Annotated in this window: 16 protein-coding genes; 8 read left to right on the forward strand and 8 right to left on the reverse strand. The window is 71.1% G+C overall.

Annotated features, from left to right (window positions below; all coding sequences use genetic code 11):
* Window positions 1-89 precede the first annotated feature (89 nt).
* The 7 genes from ACQP2T_RS07875 (at window position 90) to ACQP2T_RS07905 (ending at window position 8,185) form a co-directional block, all read left to right on the forward strand.
* Window positions 90-1,442, forward strand: a complete 1,353-nt coding sequence (locus ACQP2T_RS07875) for a sugar transferase (RefSeq protein WP_433519730.1) — start codon at window positions 90-92, stop codon at window positions 1,440-1,442.
* A complete protein-coding gene (locus tag ACQP2T_RS07880) occupies window positions 1,442-2,206 on the forward strand; it encodes a 3'(2'),5'-bisphosphate nucleotidase CysQ (protein WP_358444411.1) in 765 nt (254 codons plus the stop codon). Before ACQP2T_RS07875 ends, ACQP2T_RS07880 begins: the two co-directional genes overlap by 1 nt.
* An 18-nt stretch (window positions 2,207-2,224) precedes the next feature.
* Complete coding sequence (gene cysD / locus ACQP2T_RS07885) at window positions 2,225-3,139, forward strand: sulfate adenylyltransferase subunit CysD (RefSeq protein WP_357943925.1); 915 nt, start codon at window positions 2,225-2,227, stop codon at window positions 3,137-3,139.
* A 4-nt stretch (window positions 3,140-3,143) separates the two neighbouring features.
* The gene (cysN, locus tag ACQP2T_RS07890) at window positions 3,144-4,406 is read left to right on the forward strand and encodes a sulfate adenylyltransferase subunit CysN (protein WP_357943927.1); all 1,263 of its coding nucleotides are present in this window, start codon (window positions 3,144-3,146) and stop codon (window positions 4,404-4,406) included.
* Window positions 4,407-4,787: 381 nt separating this feature from the next.
* Window positions 4,788-5,696, forward strand: a complete 909-nt coding sequence (locus tag ACQP2T_RS07895) for a sulfotransferase (RefSeq protein ID WP_433515533.1) — start codon at window positions 4,788-4,790, stop codon at window positions 5,694-5,696.
* A gap of 289 nt (window positions 5,697-5,985) precedes the next feature.
* Complete coding sequence (locus ACQP2T_RS07900; protein WP_433515534.1) at window positions 5,986-6,906, forward strand: glycosyltransferase family 2 protein; 921 nt, start codon at window positions 5,986-5,988, stop codon at window positions 6,904-6,906.
* Between the two features lie 457 nt (window positions 6,907-7,363).
* Window positions 7,364-8,185: a WecB/TagA/CpsF family glycosyltransferase gene (locus ACQP2T_RS07905; RefSeq protein WP_433515535.1), complete on the forward strand. Its 822-nt coding sequence runs from the start codon at window positions 7,364-7,366 to the stop codon at window positions 8,183-8,185.
* 262 nt (window positions 8,186-8,447) lie between these two features.
* Here ACQP2T_RS07905 and ACQP2T_RS07910 read toward each other — a convergent pair whose 3' ends face one another.
* The 6 genes from ACQP2T_RS07910 to ACQP2T_RS07935 form a co-directional block, all read right to left on the reverse strand.
* Entirely contained in the window at window positions 8,448-9,344 is an 897-nt protein-coding gene (locus ACQP2T_RS07910) for a sulfotransferase (RefSeq protein WP_433515536.1), read from the reverse strand.
* 82 nt (window positions 9,345-9,426) lie between these two features.
* Window positions 9,427-10,698 carry a lipopolysaccharide biosynthesis protein gene (locus ACQP2T_RS07915; protein WP_433515537.1) on the reverse strand — a complete coding sequence of 424 codons (1,272 nt, stop codon included), beginning with the start codon at window positions 10,696-10,698 and terminating at the stop codon, window positions 9,427-9,429.
* Window positions 10,686-11,531, reverse strand: coding sequence for a sulfotransferase domain-containing protein (locus ACQP2T_RS07920; protein WP_433519731.1), 846 nt, complete (start codon window positions 11,529-11,531; stop codon window positions 10,686-10,688). The genes ACQP2T_RS07915 and ACQP2T_RS07920 overlap by 13 nt, the downstream gene beginning before the upstream one ends.
* 5 nt (window positions 11,532-11,536) lie before the next feature.
* A complete protein-coding gene (locus ACQP2T_RS07925) occupies window positions 11,537-12,442 on the reverse strand; it encodes a hypothetical protein (RefSeq protein WP_433515538.1) in 906 nt (301 codons plus the stop codon).
* Complete coding sequence (locus tag ACQP2T_RS07930) at window positions 12,439-13,716, reverse strand: O-antigen ligase family protein (protein ID WP_433515539.1); 1,278 nt, start codon at window positions 13,714-13,716, stop codon at window positions 12,439-12,441. The genes ACQP2T_RS07925 and ACQP2T_RS07930 overlap by 4 nt, the downstream gene beginning before the upstream one ends.
* Window positions 13,713-15,014, reverse strand: coding sequence for a YveK family protein (locus ACQP2T_RS07935; protein WP_433515540.1), 1,302 nt, complete (start codon window positions 15,012-15,014; stop codon window positions 13,713-13,715). The genes ACQP2T_RS07930 and ACQP2T_RS07935 overlap by 4 nt, the downstream gene beginning before the upstream one ends.
* Window positions 15,015-15,361: 347 nt before the next feature.
* Here ACQP2T_RS07935 and ACQP2T_RS07940 point away from each other — a divergent pair, with 347 nt between their 5' ends.
* Window positions 15,362-16,405, forward strand: coding sequence for a glycoside hydrolase family 26 protein (locus tag ACQP2T_RS07940; RefSeq protein ID WP_433515541.1), 1,044 nt, complete (start codon window positions 15,362-15,364; stop codon window positions 16,403-16,405).
* Here the strand turns inward: ACQP2T_RS07940 and ACQP2T_RS07945 are convergent.
* Window positions 16,350-17,231, reverse strand: a complete 882-nt coding sequence (locus tag ACQP2T_RS07945; protein ID WP_433515542.1) for a sulfite exporter TauE/SafE family protein — start codon at window positions 17,229-17,231, stop codon at window positions 16,350-16,352. The genes ACQP2T_RS07940 and ACQP2T_RS07945 overlap by 56 nt on opposite strands.
* The gene (cysC, locus tag ACQP2T_RS07950; protein ID WP_433515543.1) at window positions 17,228-18,442 is read right to left on the reverse strand and encodes an adenylyl-sulfate kinase; all 1,215 of its coding nucleotides are present in this window, start codon (window positions 18,440-18,442) and stop codon (window positions 17,228-17,230) included. The genes ACQP2T_RS07945 and cysC overlap by 4 nt, the downstream gene beginning before the upstream one ends.
* Between the last annotated feature and the right edge of the window lie 185 nt (window positions 18,443-18,627).

Genomic DNA, 18,627 nt, shown 5'->3' on the forward strand with positions numbered 1-18,627 from the left:
TGCTGACCGCTGTCCGGTCCGGCCACGCCAGGTCCGGGCGACTCAGTCCGCACCTGCCCCCCTGGATACGCGCCTACCGTGTGCGCACCATGCTCGGCGACTTCCTGTGCGCGGGGGCGGCGTCCGGGTTCGCGTTCTTCGCCAGGTTCGGCGGTTTCACCGCCTACGCCGCGCCGTACCTCGTGGTCAGCATGGCCCTGCCGGTGCTGTGGGTCTGCACGGTCACCTTCAACCGGGCCTACGAGCCGCGCATGCTCGGCATCGGCTCCGAGGAGTTCCGCCGCGTCGTGCAGTGCGGCGTCGCGCTGACCGCCGCGACGGCCATCGGCTCCTACGTGACCAAGACCGACATCGCCCGCGGCTACGTGGTCCTCGCCCTGCCGCTGGTGACACTCCTCACTCTTTTCTGCAGGTACGCCCTGCGCCGCTCGCTCCACCGGCGCCGGGCGGCGGGCGCGTGCATGCGCAAGGTGGTGGCCGTTGGGCACGCCTCCGCCATCGCCGAGCTGGTCCACCTGTTCCGCAGGGAGCCCTACCACGGCATGGAGGTCGTGGCCGCCTGCCTGCCCGACGACGCGCCCGGTGAGCGGGTCGGAGAGGTGCCCGTCGCGGGCGGCTTCAGCGACGTGTCGATCGTGGTCGACCAGTCCGGCGCCGACACCGTGGCCGTGCTCGCCTGCCCCGAGATGGACGGCCAGGCGCTGCGGCGGCTGGCCTGGCGGCTCGAGCGCACTCGCACCGACCTGGTGGTCGCCCCGGCGCTGATGGACGTGGCCGGGCCGCGCACGATGATCCGGCCGGCCGCCGGGCTGCCGCTGCTGCACGTCGAGCACCCCGAGCTGGCGGGGGTCAGGCAGCTGGTCAAGAACGGTTTCGACCGGGTGGTGGCCGCCCTGCTGCTGGTGTGCCTGGCTCCGTTGCTGGGCGGGCTGGCGCTGGCCGTACGCGTGACCAGTCCCGGGGCGGCGCTGTTCAAGCAGATAAGGGTCGGCAAGGACGGCCGGCCCTTCATGATCGTGAAGTTCCGCACGATGCGGCGCGGTTCGGAGCAGCAGAAGATCACCCTCGTCAGCGACGGTGACGGTGTGCTGTTCAAGGTCCGCAACGATCCCCGGGTGACGCCGCTCGGCACGCTGATGCGACGGCACTCGCTCGACGAGCTGCCGCAGCTCATCAACGTCGTGCTCGGGCACATGTCGCTGGTCGGGCCGCGCCCGCCGCTGCCGGAAGAGGTCGCCCGCTACGGCGACGACGTCCGCCGGAGGCTGCTGGTCCGGCCGGGGCTGACCGGTCTGTGGCAGGTCAGCGGAAGGTCCGACTTGTCCTGGGAGGAATCGGTCCGCCTCGACCTGCGTTACGTGGAGAACTGGTCTCTTATGTTGGATCTACAGATTCTTTGGAAAACCTGGTCGGCCGTCGCCCGCGGGCAAGGAGCTTATTGATGACGATTCGGGACGACCATGCCCTCGCTGCCGATCTGGCGACGGAGGCTGGCGAGCGGTTGCTGGAGGTTCGCAGGCGTACCGGGTTCGCCGACGCGTCCGCCTTGCGGGCCGAGGGCGACCGTAGCGCGCACGTCTTCCTGATGGAGTCGCTGGCCCGGCTGCGGCCGAGCGACTGCGTGCTCTCCGAGGAGGCCACCCGCGAGGAACGCCTCGACCCACGCAGGCAGAGCGCCTCACGGGTGTGGATCGTCGACCCGCTCGACGGCACCCGCGAGTTCTCCGAGGAGGGCCGGTCCGACTGGGCCGTCCACGTGGCGCTCTGGGAGCGGGGCGCGCTGAGCGCGGGCGCGGTGGCGCTGCCCGCCCAGGGCCGCACCCTCAGCACCGCCGAGCCGCCCACGCTGCCCACCTTCGACAAGGGTCGCTTCCGCATCGCGGTCAGCCGCACCAGGCCGCCCGAGTTCGTGCAGAAGCTGGCCTATCTGGTCGGCGCCGACCTCGTGCCGATCGGGTCGGCCGGGGCGAAGATCTCCGCCGTACTCACCGGAGAGGTCGAGGCGTACGTGCACGCCGGCGGCCAGTACGAGTGGGATTCGGCCGCGCCCGTCGCCGTCGCGCAGGCGGCCGGGGCCCACGCCAGCCGCATCGACGGCTCGCCGCTGACCTACAACCAAGCCGACCCCTCACTACCGGATATCCTTGTTTCCCTACCTGACTTGGCGTCTGCCCTGCTCGCCGGGATTCGGGACCTGCATCGCTGAAGGCCGGAGGAAGCCCCTATGCTCCAGCGCGACTACACGACGTCGCAGCTCGACGTACTCGAAGCCGAGGCCATTCACATCATGCGTGAAGTGGCGGCGGAGTTCGAGCGCCCCTGTCTGCTCTTCTCGGGCGGCAAGGACTCCATCGTCATGCTGCGGATCGCCGAGAAGGCGTTCTGGCCGGCACCGATCCCGTTCCCGCTGATGCACGTCGACACCGGCCACAACTTCGACGAGGTCATCGAGTTCCGTGACCGCCGTTCCGAGGAGCTGGGCGCCCGCCTGGTCGTGGCCAGCGTGCAGGATTCGATCGACGCCGGGCGCGTGGTCGAGGAGACGGGCCGCCGCGCCTCGCGCAACCGCCTGCAGACCACCACGCTGCTCGACGCGATCGAGGACCAGGAGTTCGACGCCGTCTTCGGCGGTGCCCGGCGTGACGAAGAGAAGGCCCGCGCCAAGGAGCGGGTCTTCTCCTTCCGCGACGACTTCGGCCAGTGGGACCCCAAGAACCAGCGCCCCGAGCTGTGGAACCTCTACAACGCGCGGATCCGCAAGGGCGAGCACATCCGGGTCTTCCCGCTGTCCAACTGGACCGAACTCGACATCTGGGACTACATCCGGCGCGAGGGCATCGAGATCCCGTCCATCTACTTCTCCCACACCCGCAAGGTCTTCGAGCGCGACGGCATGCTGCTGCCCGACTCCGAAGTCGTCAAGCGGGGCGATGACGAGCCGCTGTTCGAGGCGGTGGTGCGCTATCGCACGGTGGGCGACATGACCTGCACCGGGGCCGTGCAGTCCACGGCCGCCACCGTGGAGGAGATCATCGAGGAGATCGCGGTCACCCGGATCACCGAGCGCGGGGCCACCAGGGCCGACGACCGCGCCTCGGAGGCCGCCATGGAGGATCGCAAGCGGGAAGGCTACTTCTAAACCCATGGACATTCTGCGTTTCGCGACCGCGGGAAGTGTCGACGACGGCAAGTCCACCCTGATCGGCCGCCTGCTCTTCGACTCCAAGGCGATCTTCGAGGACCAGCTGGAGGCGGTCGAGCGCACCTCGCGCGACCGCGGCACCGAATACACCGACCTGTCGCTGCTCACCGACGGCCTGCGGGCCGAGCGGGAGCAGGGCATCACGATCGACGTGGCCTACCGCTACTTCGCGACGCCGCGCCGCAAGTTCATCATCGCCGACACGCCCGGCCACATCCAGTACACCCGCAACATGGTCACCGGCGCCTCCACCGCCGACCTGGCGATCATCCTCATCGACGCGCGCAAGGGCGTCCTTGAGCAGTCGAGGCGGCACGCCTTCCTGACCACCCTACTGCGGGTGCCCCACCTGGTCCTGGCCGTCAACAAGATGGACCTGGTCGACTACTCCGAGGAGCGCTTCGAGGAGATCCGCGAGGAGTTCACGGCCTTCGCCTCGAAGCTCAACGTGGCCGACCTGACCTTCATCCCGATCTCGGCGCTCAATGGCGACAACGTGGTCTCGCGCTCCGAGAACATGCCCTGGTACCACGGCTCGTCCCTGCTGCACCACCTGGAGAACGTCCACATCGCCTCCGACCGCAACCTGGTCGACGTGCGCTTCCCCGTCCAATACGTGATCCGCCCGCAGCGGGCCACCGATCACGCCTTCCACGACTACCGCGGCTACGCGGGACAGGTGGCGGGCGGCGTGCTCAAGCCCGGCGACGAGGTCGTCCACCTCCCCTCGGGCCTGGCCACCCGGATCGCCTCGATCGACACCTTCGACGGGCCGGTGGAAGAGGCGTTCCCGCCCATGTCGGTGACGCTCCGCTTCGAGGACGACATCGACATCTCACGCGGCGACATGATCGCCCGGCCCAACAACCAGCCGCAGGTGGCGCAGGAGATCGACGCCATGATCTGCTGGATGGCCGACAGCGCCAAGCTGGCGCCGCGCTCCAAGCTCGTGATCAAGCACACGACGCGGACCGCTCGGGCGCTCGTCCGTGACCTGCACTATCGGCTCGACGTCAACACGCTGCACCGCGACGAGACGGCCACCTCGCTGTCGCTCAACGAGATCGGCCGGGTGTCGTTGCGGATCACCCAGCCGTTGTTCGTGGACGACTACTCGCGTAACCGGCTGACCGGTGGGTTCATCCTGGTGGACGAGTCCACGAACGCGACCGTCGGGGCCGGCATGATCATGGACCTGCGGTAGCCGACTGATTCATGGCGGGCGTCCAGCGGGCTGGGCGCCCGCGTCGGCGTACTCGTCGCTGAGGAGTTGGCGCCCGCGTTCCAGCGGGCTGGACGTCCGCGTCGGCGCGCCTGCGGCTAAGGGTTTGGCACAGGCGTCCGGTGGGCTGGGCCCCCGCATCTGCGCGCGCCCGTGGCTGAGGGGTTTGGCCCAGGCGTCTGGTGGGCCTGGCGCCCGCATCCGCGCGCCTGTGGCTGAGGGGCTGACGCGGATGTCCGCCGGGCTGGGCGCGCCTGTGGCTGGGGGCCTTAGGTAGATCCTTTGTCGTTTCGCGGATGGGATGATTACTCTCCGCGCTAGCCTCTCCACGTTCCGTATCCATGACGTGAAGGCCATTCCCCCGTGACGCACCGTTCGACCGCCTATCGGGTGGTTTACCTGGGCGGCCTCGGCCGTAGCGGCACCACGCTGCTCGAGAGACTGCTCGGCGAGATCCCCGGCGTGGCACCCCTCGGCGAGGTCGTACACCTCTGGGCCCGAGGCGTGCTGGCCGGCGAGCCATGCGGCTGTGGCGAGCCCTTCCCGGCCTGCCCGTTCTGGCGCGAGGTCGGCGAGACCGCGTTCGGCGGATGGACGCAGGCCCTGGCCGAACGCGTCCTCACCCTGCGGCACCGCGTCGACCGCACCCACAGGATCCCCCGCATCGCCCACCCGGAGCTGGCCGAGTACGCCGGCACCTACCAGCGCCTCTACGACGCCGCGGCCAAGACCGCCGGCGCGACGGTCGTGATCGACTCCGGCAAACACGCCTCCCTGGCCTTCTGCCTGGCGGCGGCCGGAGTGGACGTGCATGTGGTCCACGTGGTCAGAGACCCGCGGGCCGTCGCCCACTCCTGGCGCAAGACCGTCGAACGACCCGAGGACGGCCGCCCGATGACCCGCTGGGGCCCCGCCCGCACCGCCGCCCACTGGACGGCCCAGAACCTCGCCCTGGACCTTCTCGCCGCCCGCGGGGTCCCGGTGACGAGGCTGCGCTACGAGGACCTCCTGGCCGACCCAGCGGCCGCTCTGGCGACATTGGCCGACACCCTGGGCCTGGGCACGGCGCTGCCGTTCCTGACCGGCACGACCGCCCAGCTGACCACCGCCCACACCGCCTCGGGCAACCCCATGCGCTTCACCGTCGGCCCGATCGAACTGCGACGGGACGACGCGTGGCACTCCGGCCTCCCGCGCCACCACCGGCACCTGGTCACGGCCCTGACCTGGCCGCTCAGGTCGCGGTACGGCTATGGGGAGGCGGCGGCATGAGCGGGTCTCGTGCGTGCGGCCCTTGGGTCATCGGGCCTTGTACGGACGGGTTCTGCGCGGATGGGTCTCGTCCGGTCGGGCCTTGGGTGGTCGGGCCTTGGGTGGTCGGGTCCCGTGCGGTTGGGTCTTGTCCGGTTGGGTCCCGTGCGGTCGGGTCTCAGGCAGTGGGGTCCCGCGCGGCTCGGCCTCAGGTAGGCGGGTCTTGTGCGGCCGAGCGTCGTGTGGCCGGGCCTCGTGAATCGGTTGCCGACGCCGTGGCGTGGGCCGTACCTCTCGAAGTGGGGGTCGCATGAGTGCGTCCGTCGGCGTGGTGATTCCCACTCGGGGTGACCGGCCCGAACAGCTGCGGGCGGCCGCCCGAGCCGTCCTGACCCAGGACTACCCCGGCCGGATCTCGCTGGTCATCGTCGTCGACGGTGGCGATCCCATCGCAGTCGCCGAGCAGGTGGCCGATGTGGTGACGCCGGGCTCCGCCACGAACGCCCGCCACCGCGTGCTCGTCCTGCCCAACGCCCTCAGCGCCGGGCTGCCGGGCGCGCGCAACACCGGCATCTCCGCGTGCGACACCGATCTGATCGCCTTCTGCGACGACGACGACGTGTGGTTGCCGGGCAAGCTCGCCGCGCAACAGCAGGCGATCGAGGATGGCGCCGAGTTCGTCAGTTGCGGCATCGAGGTCGAGTACGGCGTACGCCGGGTGCCGAGGCTGGCGGGCAGCGACACGGTCACGGCGGCCGACCTGGTGCGTTCGCGCATGGTGATGGTGCACTCGTCGACGTTCCTGTTCAAGCGTGGCGCCCTGTGGGTGGACGAGAGCGCCCCGGCCGGCCAGAACGAGGACTGGGACCTGGCCCTGCGCGCGGCCAAGCGGCATCCGATCGCGAACGTCGATCGCCCACTTGTACGTATCCGTTGGGGCAATTCCCACTATGTCGCCTGCTGGGCCGACCGCATCGCCGGGCTGGAGTGGATGCTCGCCCGACACCCCGAACTGGCCGTGGATCCGCGCGGCGCGGCGCGGGTCTACGGCCAGCTCGCCTTCCACCACGCCGCGCTGGGGCGGCGTCGTGAGGCCGGTCGCTGGGCCCTGCGCACGTTCGCCGAGCGCATCGGCGAACCACGCGCCCCGATCGCCCTCGCCGTCGCCGCCGGACTGATCTCCGCGCCGGCGGTGCTCGCCCTGCTCCACGATCGGGGGCACGGCATTTGAGCGCCGTCACGGCGGATGTGGTCGCCGCAGGCGTGGTCGCCTCGGGCGTCGTTACGGCAAGGGCGGTCACGGCGGGCGTCGTTGCAGCGGGCGTCGTCACGGCGGCCCGGGTCTCGGCGGGCGTCCTCTCAGGGGATGTGTTCTCGGCGGGCGTGGCCACGGCGGGTGTCGTCACAGGGAGCCCCGGCGCAAGGCTTGATGCAGGGAGCCCCGATGTGGGGCTCGGCGCGGGGAGTCTCGGGGCAGGGCTCGTCACATGGAGTCTCGGCGCGGGGCTTGGCGTAGGGAGCCCCGATGTGGGGTTCGGTGCAGGGGATCGCGATGTGGGGCTCGGTGCGGGGAGCCGCGATGTGGGGCTTGGTGCGGGGAGCCGCGGCGCGGGGCGCGGTGCAGGGAGTCCCGATGTCGGCCCTGTCACACGGGGGCCGGATACCGGGGTTTGACACGGGTGGGGTTCATGGGGACGCGGGGAGAGGGGCCGGGGATGGTTGGCGAGCAGGCGAGGCCGGTGCGGGTGCTGGTCGGGGGTGTTGCCGTCGATCCGCTGACCGAGCGCCAGGTCGTCGAGCACGTCGATGGTGAGCTGGGCGCGGGGAGGGGCGGGCGGATCGTGACGCCGAACGTCGACATCTGCCGCGCCGTCGCGAAGGACGTCAAACTCCGTCACCTCGTCAACTCCGCGGACCTCGTCGTGGCCGACGGGATGCCGCTGGTGTGGGCGTCGCGGCTGCTCGGTACGCCGATACCCGAGCGGGTCACCGGGGCCGACCTGATCTGGTCGTTGAGCAAGCTGGCCGCTCGCCGAGGGTGGCCCGTCTATCTCCTGGGCGGGCCGCCGGGGGTGGCCGCGTCCGCCGCTCATGAGCTCACCGCCTGCTATCCCACGCTTCAGGTCTGCGGCGTGGACGCGCCGCCCTACCGGTTCGAGAGCGGTGCCGGTGAGCGTGAGCGGGTGCGGCGGAAGGTCGTGGGGGCGGAGCCGAAGATGGTGTTCGTCGGGCTCGGGTTTCCGCGGCAGGACCGGCTGATCGCGCGGCTGAGCAAGGATCTGCCGGGGGCGTGGTTCGTGGGGTGCGGGTCGGCGATCGCGTTCGCCGCCGGCACGGTGCCCAGGGCGCCCGAGTGGATGCGGGGCGCGGGGATGGAGTGGGCGTTCCGGCTGGTGAGCGAGCCCGGTCGGCTGGCCAGGCGCTACCTGGTCGACGACCTGCCGTTCGCGGCCCGGTTGCTGGGCGATTGCCTGAGAGCACGGGCCTCGGCGGGGAGCGCACGCGAATAGACCGGCTGCCGACGGTCGCGCTTCCTCAGGGACGCGTCCAGACGCGCGCAGATCCGTCCAGACTCGCGCAGACCCGTCCGGGCGGGTCCAGACCCGTCCGGACCGGCCCGGGGGCAGGAGCGGTGGCTGGCCGGCGGAGCGGACGCCGTCGGCTTCGGATGGACCGAGGTGGTGCTGGTCGGCGACGCGCCACGGCTCCGGCGCGACGAGCCGGCCAGCGTGCTCATCCGGCGGGTTCCGGTGCGGCGAACTGGCCGGTGGCTCATCCGGCGGAGGTGAGCTCCCGTACGCGGGTCGCTTCCGCCCGTGTCAGGCCGAGGGTGGCCGTTTCGAGGGCGCGGCGTGAGTTCATGGGCCGGAAGGCCGTGCGGGACAGGCCTGACCAGGCGAAAGCGCTTCCCGCGCCGATGGGGGCCGTGCATGCTCGGGTGATGCGGCGCTCAGCCGTGGGCGACCAGGCGAGGCCCGCGTACTCGTACAGCTGCCGGAAGCCCGGGACCGGTGCGGAGGCCAGCTCGTCGTAGGAGGTCAGCAGGATGCCGGGGGTGCGGGCGAGGATCGCCTGCGTGACCCGCCACAGCGCCGCCGCCTTGGCGATGCGGTCCTGGGAGCCGACCAGGGCGCGGAGGGCCAGGAGTTCGGGGTGGTCGCGGACGAGCAGGGGTTGTTCGAGGAGCTCGTGGAAGTAGACGGTCCAGCCCAGGCGCTGCCAGCTGGCCACGAAGGCCACCGGGTCCCGGGTCAGCGCGATCACCTTGCAGCCCAGCCGCTTGGCGAACCAGCCTGCCGAGAGCACCGCGAACGGGTCGTCGAGCAGGGCCCGCCGTCCCAGCAGGCGGCCGAGCGTGAAGGCCGTGCCATACCGGGTCATGCGGGCCAGATCGTACGGCGAGCGGTTGGTACGCAGTTCGGCCAGGTAGCGGTAGCGAAGCGCGACCGTGTCCCGGAAGGCGGGCAGCCAGTCGGCGGTGTTGTCGTCGCAGATGTACTGGAAGCGGTGGGTGACCTGGGCCCGCAGGACGCCGGGACAGCGGCCGGGCGGGTGCTGGGGGTTGAGCGGCTCGTTGACATAGACGAGGTCGCCCCCGGCCGCCAGCATCTTGCCCGTCCAGCTCGTGCCGCTCCTGGGCAGGCCCGTCACCAGGATGGGCCCGCTCATGCCGCCACCAAGGAGTGCAGGTCGGGGCCGCTCATGCCGCGGCCCAGGAACGCGGGAAGCGCGAAGCGCGAGGTGCGGCCGGTCACGCTGTGGTCCAGGAGCGGAAGCGGAGTGCGGGGAGGCTGTGGCGGCCGAAGGGGTGCAGGCCGTAGCGGTGGTGCAGCTGCCAGAGTGGGAGCAGGTTCTTGGCGATCATCCCGCCCGCCCAGCCGAGCACCGCGCCGAACGCGCCGTGGGCCGGGATGAGCGCCACGTCCAGCGCGACCGTGCAGGCGATGGCCGCCACCAGGTTGAGCAGGCTGGCCGTGGTGTGCCCGGCGGCGGTCAGTACGACGTCGACCATGCCGCACGCGGTCGCCAGCATCATCGTGCCGGCCAGCACCAGTGCCACCGGCACGGCGGTGCCGTAACCCGGCCCGAACAGGCGCAGCAGCCACGGCGCCAGCGCGGCGTACCCGAGCCAGATCGGCCAGGTGAGCAGCACCAGCCAGATCGTCGCCGCCTGGTACAGCTCCCGCGCCCGCCCCATCTCGCCGTCGGCCAGCGCCCTGACCAGGCGCGGCTGCACGGCCTGCGCTAGCCCCTGGTTGGCGAGCTGGCCGACGACCTTGAACCGGGTGGCGGCGGTGTAGACGGCCGCCTGGACCGGGCCGCCGAGCAGTGCGACGACCACGATGTCGAGCCGCTGGAACACCGCCTGGATGGCACCCGCGACCGAGCGCGGCGCCGTGTAAAGCCACAGGTCGCGGGCGGTGCCCGGCAGGTACGGTGTACGCGGCAGCCGTTCGCGCAACTGCATCGCGGCGAGCAGCGCCACCGGCACGTACGGCAGCGCCCAGAGAAACGGCAGCCACTGCGGCCTGTCGGCGACGGCCGCCGCGGCGACGAGCAGGAACTGGAGCGTCGGCAACGCCATCCCGTCGAGCAGCACGGTGGGCCGCATGGCGCCGAAGCCCCGGGTGGCGGCGAGCAGGAGGTCGGCGGCGACCATCACGGGCAGGGCCGCCGCCAGCAGGCCGAGCCGCGGGTAGAGGACCGCTCCGCAGGCGGTGGCGAGCAGGACCGCCGGAACCAGAGCTGCCCGGATATATCCGGAAATGCCGTGGTAGTCGTAGGTCTTGGCGCGGGCGATGAAATAGATGAGGCCGTTGCCCGCGTCGAGCTTGGCCACCCCGGCCACCATGAGCGCCAGGGCGGTGGCGGTGAAGAAGGTGCCCGCCTGGTGCGCGCTGAACGCCCTGGTGACCACCACGACCAGCAGGAACTGGGCCCCCGCGCTGATGACGGCCCCGGCGATGCCCGCGATGCCGCCCCTGGCCACCTGGCCGAGCGGCCCCGTGGTCAGCGACGCCACGACGGCTCACCGCCCAGCCAGCGGGCCAGCGGCGTGTCGTACGCCTCGAAGTGGTCCCTGAGCCTCTGCCTGACCGAGCCGGACAGAGGGCGGGGCAGCGGCCGCCCGTTGTGGCGTTCGAAGACCGGGTAGCCCAGGTGGGGCAGGCCGAGGAAGTCCAGGACCCGGTCGTAGGTGCGTTCCGGCTCGGCGAAGAAGCGGTGGCTGTCGAGCACCAGGACGCGTTCGCGGCCGAACAGCGGCTCCAGCCGGTCGAGTTGCTCCGCGTAGCGCCCGCGCGCCAGGTAGGCGTGGTGGCGGTGCGCGTGGTGGACGGTGTGGGGCCGCTCGTGGATGGCCTGCTCGGCGCCCGCCAGCCGCCGCTCCTCCAGCTCCAGGGCCCGCTCGAAGTCGGGCTCGGTCTCGTAGCCCCTGGCCAGCTCGTGGGCGTGCGCGGAGCACGCCCGCTCGACCGGGTCGCGCACCAGCACGATGAGCCTGACCCCGGGCAGGTCGGCCGCGATGCGCTCCCCGGCCAGCGGATGGAACAGGTAGTAGGGCGACGACTCGAACGCCTGCGGTTGCGTGCCGTGGCGGCGAGCGAGCCGCGCGGCGGCCACCCGGAGCGGAAAGTGCCCTTGGTACCAGGACAGACCCTGCCCGTAGTCGGTGTCGAAGTAGTGGACGCCCTTGTGCAGCACCGGTTTGAGCAGCAGCGGGTGCCGCGCCAGAGCCCGGTAGAGCGACGTGGTGCCGCACCGCTGCGCTCCGGCGATCAGGAACGACGGCAGCATCCGTACGCTCGACGTGAACCGCCCGGTGGTCCGGGAGACGGACAGGACCGACTGCTTCATCGTGTTCACGTCAGCGGCTCCTGGTGGTCGACGAGGGGGTTGAGCCATGTGTCCGGTGGCCCGAGGGGTTCGTGGCCGTCGGCGGCGTGCCGGTCGGCCAGCGCGATGAGGTAGTGCAGGGCCGTCCGCCTGGCCTCCGCCGCCGACAGCCCGAGCGGGGCGAGCACGGGTACGGCCTGCGCCAGGCAGGCCCGCGCCGCCGTGGCCGGGTCCATCCGCCGCAGCGCGCGCTGGAAGAAGTAGTGAACGGCGTCGAACCCGTAGGGCACGCCGACCGCGTAGCGCTCCCAGTCCCAGACGAGCAGCCGCCCGTCATCGGAAGGGGCGATGTTCCAGGGCGACAGGTCGCCGTGCCAGGCCGCTCCCTCGGAGCCACCGGTGCTCGCGATCTCCTTGACGGCCTCGGTGATCAGGGCGGCGGGGATCCGGCCGCGCCTGATCGGCAGCGGTGCGAGGACCAGGACGGAGTACTCGCCCCAGCGCTCGTGGCGCAGCACGGTCGGCGCGACGACCGTCTTGAGCGCCAGACCGCTCAGTTTCTTGAGCGTGGCGGCCTCGCCGTCGACCAGCTCGCGGGCGCGCGGGGTGTCGCCGATCTTCACGAAGGCCAGGCGGGAGCCCTCGCCGTACGCCTCCAGGATCGGCTTGCGGTTGGCCCGGCGGGCCGGCCGTACGTGGAGGACGGTCTCGACGGGGACGCCGAGAACGCCGCTCAGGTACGTCTCGATCGAGCCCTCGACCGGCACCATGACCGGCCGGCCCAGCAGCCCGTGCCATCGGCGCCGTGGGGCCAGGCGGCGTGGCAGCAGCCGGTGCGGCAGCACGCTGTAGGCGCGCGGCGAGCCGGGGCCGGGGTAGAGCGCCCGCACGGTCTGGTCGAGGTAGCGCAGCCGCCGTTTCGCGTCGTTCACGCGGCCTCCCCGGTGTTACGCCACAGGAGGGCGAAGGAGATGAGATAGAGGCTGAGCGGCGTGACCAGGCCGTCGTACACGAACATGTAGAGCAGCACGAGGATCATGACGAGCACCCCGGCGAGCCCGATCGGGCTGCGGTCGGGCCAGTGGCGCCGGATCGCGCCCAGGAAGAACGCCACATAGAGCGCCGCCCCCACGAAGCCCTGGGTGATGATCAGCAGCCAGAGCTGCCCGTCGCTGCCCAGAGGAGGATGGCCGCAGCCGCCGCACCACTCGGTCTTGCCGGTGGTGATCGTGCGGTGGTTGCCCATGGCGTTGCGGGTGTTGCCATAGCCGATGATCGGCGAGTGCGTGGCCGCCGAGATGGTCGCCGACACGGTGAAGGCCCTGATGTCGTTGGAGTGCGGGTTGTCCAGGCGCTGGCCGACCAGCGAGGCGAGCGGGCTGAGCGCGAACGCGAGCGTCGCCGCCACCGCCGTAGCGCACAGAGCCAGCCTGGTGCGGCCGCCGACCCGGATGACCAGGTAGAGCCCGGCCAGCCCGAGGCCGATCCACAGGCCGCGGTTGAGCGAGTAGACGATCGGGATGGCGGCCACGGCGGTCAACGCGATGGCCACCGCCTTGCGAGCGCCCCCGCCGTAGACCCACCAGCCGACCACGAACCAGATGAGCAGCACCGACACGTTGCTGCCCCACGCGTTGGCCCACTCGAACGGTGCCTCGGGGCGCGGCGAGGCGTAGCCGAGCACCTTCTGGGTCTGGGCGGCCGTCGGGTGGATGAGGTTCTGGACGAAGGCGTTGTCGCTGATCCACCCCGGCAGCACCATCTCCACCGGCGAGGTGAACTCCAGCCGGGGGAAGAACACGCCGAGCAGCCCGCCCGCCACGGTCGTGACGAACAGCACCCCGAGCATCCGTACGAGCCTGAGCTGCGGCAGCTCCCGCTCTGTCAGGTTGCCCAGGTAGAGCACCATGATCAACAGCGCCGCGTAGAGCGCGAACCGGATGAGGTAGCCGATGACCCGCCCGGCGTTGAACGCCCCGTACGTGTCGGGCGGCATGTCGGCCAGCATCAGCGCGCTCACCGTGTAACCGGCCAGGAGCAGCAGCCACAGCCCGAACCCGCGCGGCACCCGGATCGGCCGGCGCCGCCAGAGCACGACGGCCATGGGCACCGCCAGGACGATCACCGACAGCCCGCCGAAGCCGAGCGCCCACCAGACGGGATAGCCGATGAGGAGCGCGCCGATCGGCCACGCCGGACCTCTCATGCCGAGGTGCCCGGTGGGTGGGGGAGCGAGGTCATGGGCGCCGCCTCGCTGGACTGGCCGGGTTCCAGCTCGCCGCTGGCGACCAGCTTGCCGAGCGGGTTGCCGTCGATCGGCTCGGGCCTCGGGGTCAGGTCCCTCGTCGTCACGACACCGATGATCGGTACGTTGTGCCTGCCCAGATGGCGTACGGCGGCGGCCACCTGGGCCGAGGTGGCCCGGCGCAGCCCCACCAGCAGCAGGGCCGCGTCGGCCCGCGCCAGGTCGCTCACGTCGGAGCCGGTCAGCAACGACAGCGGGGCGGTGACGGCCAGCGGCCCGACCACCGGCGCCGCGCCGAGCTCCGCCGGGATCGCCCTGACCAGCAGCCGCTTGCCCGGACAGGCGGCGATCACGGCCGAGGCCAGGTCGTGCGGCACGCCGTGGCGCAGCGGGTCCGACAGGTCGCCGAGCACGGGCAGCCCGGTCAGCCGCTCGACGTCGGCGGCGGTGCGCAACCGGGTGTCGAGCCGGTCGCGGGCGTAGGCGGTGGCCGTGCCGAGGAGCAGGCCGATCATGAGCCCGGTGCCGAGGTAGAGCGGCAGGCTGGGCGAGCTCGGCACGGTCGGCGGCGTGGCCTGGCTGATGACCGACCCGGGAGTGATGGCGACGGTCCGCAGCGCGTCGTACTTGAGCGTGAGGCTGTAGGCCTGCCGGTTGAGCACGCTCTGCCGGTGCGCGGCGATCGTGTGCTCGATGCTGCCCTTGCTCGCCAGGGCGAGCTCCTTGATCACGGTGTCGAGCGCGGTGTTGACCTGCTTGAGCTTGACCAGCATCGCCTTCTGCTGCGCGGTCATCGTCGCCTGCGCGTTCTCGGTGCGGTTGGCCAGGTATGCCTGTGCGTACGCCCGCGACTGGGCCGCCGCGACGGCGGGGTCGGGGGCGGTGACGGAGATCCACAGCACGGCCGAGTTGGGCGGCACCGAGACCTCGACGGGCTCGGGTGTGCCCGTTTTGAGGTCCTTGGCGGCCTTGTCGGCCACCACGGACGACTGGGCGATCTGCGCCTCGGTGTCGAGATTGAGCGGCTCGCGCTGCCGGTTGGTCACCTGGTTGTTCTGGTCCTGGACGCCAACGGGCGCGACCAGGACCTGGGTGGTCGCGGTGTAGGCGGCCGGGGTGAACCGCAGCAGCGCCAGCCCCGCCGTGCCGCCGGCCAGCAGGAACCCCAGGAACAGCAGCCATCGCCTGCGCACCAGCGACAGGTGGTCCACCAGGTCGGTGGTGTGGCGGCGGCCCGGAAAGTCCGGCGACAGGCTCATTGGAGCGGATCTCCTTCGAGTGTGTGCGCGGTGTCGCCGATCGGCGACTGTGCGTCACAAGTCGCGGCGTCCGCCCACTATAGGCCGGACAGATATTACCCAGGCTGAATCCAGAAGATTTTCTCTGGTACGGCCAGCAATTCACCCCCCGATAGCCCGAAATAATGCGAAATTGAGGGCTGGCCGGATGGTTGCTGAGCTGGCGATACACCCGCTCCGGCTGAAGTTCTGGGAATGGCATGGCATGGTTCAGGTTTGATAGGACGGGGGTCCTTGGTTGAGGGGGTTGAACGGCCTTGAACCGGTGGAGAATTTCTCATAAAGCGGTAAATATCAGCGTCAAAGGTGTGGCGCTGTTGGTCGTCGCCGTGCTCGCGGGCTGCTCAGGTGCGCAGGGCGCGGGGAGTCCGGCGCAGGTCGCCCAGCCGAGCGGCAGGCCGAATGCGGAGACCTCGCCGGCCTGCGCGGTCACCGCCCGACTCATCCCATCTTGTGGTGCTTGGTGGGGGATCGCCCCGGAGGTCTTCACCGGCGCGGGCATCGAAAGGTCGCTCCATGGCGCCGAATCCCGCATCGGTGGCACCGCCGACGTGCTGCACGTCTATCACCGGGGCAAGGAGGAGTTCCCCACCAGCGAGGAGGTCGCGCTGGCCCGTGACCCGGTCCGGCCCAGGCTGCTGCTGATCAACTGGAAGCCGTCGCTCGACTACACCTGGGCGCAGATCGCCCGCGGCGCCATCGACCGCAGGATCGACCGGCTGGCCGACTACATCAGGCGCACCTTTCCCGAGAGGTTCTTCCTCACCCTCCACCACGAGCCGGAGAACGACGTCGACGCCGCCCCCGGCTCGGGCATGCAGGCCACCGACTACGCGGCCATGTACCGCCATGTCGTGCTCAGGCTGCGCGACGAGGGCGTCAAGAACGCGGTCACGGTCATGACCTACATGGGCGCACCCAATTGGGCGGCCAAGCCCTGGTTCGAGCAGCTCTATCCGGGTGACGACGTGGTCGACTGGGTGGCCCTCGACCCCTATGCCGACAGCCGGGTCCGCGACTTCGACGGGCTGGTCAACAAGACCCGGCCCGACTTCGACCAGTGGCCGGGGTTCTACCGGTGGATGCAGTGGCGCTTTCCCGGCAAGCCGGTCATGGTCGCGGAATGGGGCGTGTTCGAGCGGGCCGACGACCGTACGGCCAAGCGCTCGTTCTTCGAGTCGGTGCGTACGCAGATTCAGCGCTATCCGCAGATCAAGGCGCTGATCTACTTCGACTCGCCGCACGCGCCGCGCGGCGACACGAGCTTCGACTCCGATCCCGCCGCCGGGCGGGCGTTCAGCGAGCTCGCGCGAGATCCCTACTTTCACTCGACGCCCGTGCCGCGGCCCTGACCCGCCAGCGCCAGCCCGCGACGGTCGCCACCGCGGCGGCCGCCAGCGCCCACACCGTCACCGTGTTGTTCACGTCGAGCAGCTTGAGCGCGGAGGCGAGCAGAACGATCCCGAGCAGCGCCCTGATGAGGCCGCCCGGCGCCCTGGAGGAGATCCGGGCGCCGAGGTAGACGCCCGGGATCGAGCCGATGAGCAGCGAGACCGTCAGGGTGAGCTGGAAGTCGCCGAAGAGCAGGTGGCCGAGCGCGGCCGAGGCGACGAGCGGCACCGCCTGCACCAGATCGGTGCCGACGAGCTGGTTGGCCTTGAGCGCCGGATAGAGGGCGAGCAGGGCCACGATGATCAGGGAGCCCGAGCCGACCGAGGAGATGCCGACGACGAGTCCGCCTACCGTACCGACCAGTACGGTCGGGATTGGGCGCACGACAATGTCGTGGGCGCTCGACGTACCGCCCTTCCCGGCCAGCCACGTCTTGGCGACCAAGCCCGCGACGGCGAGCAGCAGCGCCACGCCGAGCGCGTACTTCACCGCGTTGTCGACCGCGAACGCGCGCGCGATGAACACCCCGCAGAACGCCGCCGGCACGGACCCCACGCAGAGCCAGCCGACCAGGCGCAGGTTGACCGTGCCTCTGCGCAGGTGTACGGCGCTGCCGACGGGTTTCATCACGGCGGAGGCGACCAGGTCGCTGGAGACCGCGGCCAGCGGCGGAACGTTGAAGAACAGCATCATCATCGGCGTCATGAGCGCGCCGCCGCCCATGCCGGTGAGCCCGACGACGATCGCGACCAGAAAGGACCCGGCGATCAGGGGGAAGTCGATCAACGAACCCAGCCTCCGCTCCGCAGCGCCCCCAGCACCTGGGTGACGGCCGCCTCGATAGAGATGTGCGTCGTGTCGATGATCAGATCGGCGTCGTCCGGCTCCTCGTAGGGGTCGGAGATACCGGTGAACTCGGGGATGAGCCCGGCGCGGGCCTTGGCGTACAGGCCCTTGCGGTCGCGGCGCTCACACTCCTCCAGCGGGGTGGCCACGTGCACGAGCAGGAAGTCGGCCCCGACCGACTCGACCATCTCGCGCACCTCCTCGCGGGTGGCCGCATAAGGGGCGATGGGGGCGCAGATCGCCAGCCCGCCGTGGCGCGCGGCCTCGGCGGCGACGAAGCCGATGCGCCGGATGTTGAGGTCGCGGTCGTCCTTGGAGAACGTCAGGCCCTTGGACAGCAGGTGGCGTACCACGTCGCCGTCGAGGTAGGTGACCGGGCGGCTGCCCAGTTCGAGCAGCGAGTCGCGCAGGCCGCGGGCGATCGTGGACTTGCCGGAGCCGGACAGGCCGGTGAAGAAGACCACGAGCCCGCGCCGGTGCGGCGGCCCGGGGATGCGCACCGGCTCGGGGCCCGCCAGGTGCTCGGTCGCGCCGTAGGCGGTGGCGACGTGCTCGCGCAGCTCCAGGTCGATCTCGGGCTCCGCGCGCGGCGCCAGCGGCACCGAGACCACCAGGGTGCCCTCGGGCAGCTGCTCCTTGGCGCGCAGCGCGGCGCGTACGACGGCCGGGCCCGTCTCGCCGTACGAGAGGGGGAACAGCACGATCACCGCGTCGAGCTCCTTGGCGGTGGCGACGATCTCGGTGAGATCGTCGAGCGGTCCCCGCATGGTGACGGCGAGCGCCGCGCGCCCGTCGAGCTCTTCGCGTATCTGCGCCGGAGTACGGCGAAGCCGGGCGAACGGCCCGTGCTCCGGGGCGCCCAGGCCCTTGACCGGGCCGGAGACCAGGCCGTCGGGCTCGCGCTCGGCGACGGTGAGCACGGCCAGCGGCACGCCCTCGGGATCGAGCAGCGTGACCTCTGTGCCGGGGGTGGCCGCTTCTGGAAGGTGGATCGTGACGGGCGCCGGCCACGGGGTGCCGTCGGCGAGGGTGCCGCGCTCGTGCACCGTGTGCAGGTCGTCGTGCCCGAGGAACCCGCTCAGCGGCTGGAACGCGCCGGAGAGCAGCAGCTCCAGGTCGGCCAGCTCGTACGCCCCTGGGGTCCACTCCACGGTCTGCCATCCCAACTATTCCGATTGACTTGGTAGGAAAGGAGTCTAGCCTTTGGTACAAGTGTGTCGCTAGTGCGGCGTCCTCGAACCTTCACCAGACATTCCGGGGGGTTCTTCCGCTCCCCGGAGGAGTCCTCTATGGGGACCTCGGCCACGACGGGCCGTCTTCCTCCTCGCCTCTGTAG

The sequence above is a fragment of the Nonomuraea sp. CA-143628 genome (genome assembly GCF_050942315.1).
Lineage (GTDB): Bacteria > Actinomycetota > Actinomycetes > Streptosporangiales > Streptosporangiaceae > Nonomuraea.